General features: G+C 50.8%; 2 protein-coding genes. Both read left to right on the top strand.

The window, feature by feature from the left end; translation table 11 throughout:
• Nucleotides 1-339 (top strand): holin family protein (locus tag D1841_RS09235; protein ID WP_160643829.1); only part of this gene is annotated, 339 nt, incomplete at its 5' end.
• Nucleotides 332-1,150 carry a GH25 family lysozyme gene (locus tag D1841_RS09230; RefSeq protein ID WP_160643831.1) on the top strand — a complete coding sequence of 273 codons (819 nt, stop codon included), beginning with the start codon at nucleotides 332-334 and terminating at the stop codon, nucleotides 1,148-1,150. The genes D1841_RS09235 and D1841_RS09230, both read left to right, overlap by 8 nt.
• Nucleotides 1,151-1,257: the final 107 nt, after the last annotated feature.

The raw sequence follows: 1,257 nt of genomic DNA, 5'->3' as shown, positions 1-1,257 counted from the left end.
CTGATTTTCATGGGTATTGACTACCTGACCGGCCTGATCGTGGCCGGAGTGTTCCACAACTCAGAGAAAACGCCTAATGGCACATTGGAAAGCCGGGCCGGTTGGAAGGGCCTTTGCCGCAAAGGGGTAACACTCTTGGTAGTGCTGGTAGCTTGCCGCCTGGATTTAGTGACCGGGGCCAATTTCATCCGCGATGCGGTTGTGATTGGCTTTATCGCCAATGAAACAATATCCATTGTTGAAAATGCAGGGCTTATGGGTATTCCTATTCCGGCGGTGATCATGCAGGCTATTGACGTACTCAAACATAAAGCGGAAGGTGGTGAAGAAAATGACTAGGGGTGTAGATATTTCTGTCCATAACGGGAATGTTGATTTTAATGCCTTGAAAGCGGCGGGAATTCAGTTTGTGATTATCCGCTGTGGCTATGGCAGTGATTTCACATACCAGGATGATGAGCGCTTTGCCGAAAACGTCCGCAAAGCGGAAGTCGCCGGGATGCCTTGGGGGACTTACCTCTATTCCTATGCCCTTGACCGGGATATGGCAAAGAGTGAGGCCCAGCACGTTCTCAGGCTTTTGGGCGACAAGAAACCCGCCTATGGTGTGTGGTATGATGTGGAGGATGAACAGCAGGCCGGGGCCGATCTGGTTTCTATCTGTGAAACCTTCTGCACGGCCATTGAAAAGGCCGGGTTGTATGTGGGAGTATATTCGGCCTTGTCTTGGTGGAATAGCCACCTGAACAATTCCCGGCTGGATCGGTGGGATAAATGGGTTGCCCAGTGGAACAGCGTGTGTGAGTATGCCAAGCCCTATGGCATTTGGCAGAATACAGACCGCTTGACCATTGGCGGCAAAGCCTTTGATGGCAACTTTGCCTATAAGGATTACCCCGCCCTGACCGGTCCGAAAAAGGCAAAGGAGGAAGCGAAAGTGAGTTATGAGCAGTTCAAAGAGTACATGGCCCGGTATCAGAAAGAGCAGGGCGAAAAGCCGGTAAGCGGCTGGGCTGAAAAGGCCGTGGAACACGTCAAAGAAACTGGCGCTATGATAGGGGATGGAAACGGCAAATTCCGGCCCCAAAGCCCCGTGACCCGGCAGGAATTGGCCCAGGTTCTTTATAACCTGGACACCCGGAAAACGTGATACTCTTTTGTCACTATCAGAGCCGATTTTCCCCTATTTGAGTAAAGCAGATATTTAAGCGAACCCTTGAAAATACTGCTTTTCCTTGCCTTGCGCAAATCTGAAAT

The organism is Neglectibacter sp. X4 (genome assembly GCF_009917365.1).
In the GTDB taxonomy this organism is placed as follows: domain Bacteria; phylum Bacillota; class Clostridia; order Oscillospirales; family Acutalibacteraceae; genus Acutalibacter.
This window is presented reverse-complemented; position numbering and strand designations above follow the sequence as displayed.

Bases quoted from the DNA above. Each gene is read 5' to 3' on its own strand.
- D1841_RS09230 (WP_160643831.1), top strand. From the start codon at position 332: ATGACTAGGGGTGTAGATATTTCTGTCCATAACGGGAATGTTGATTTT.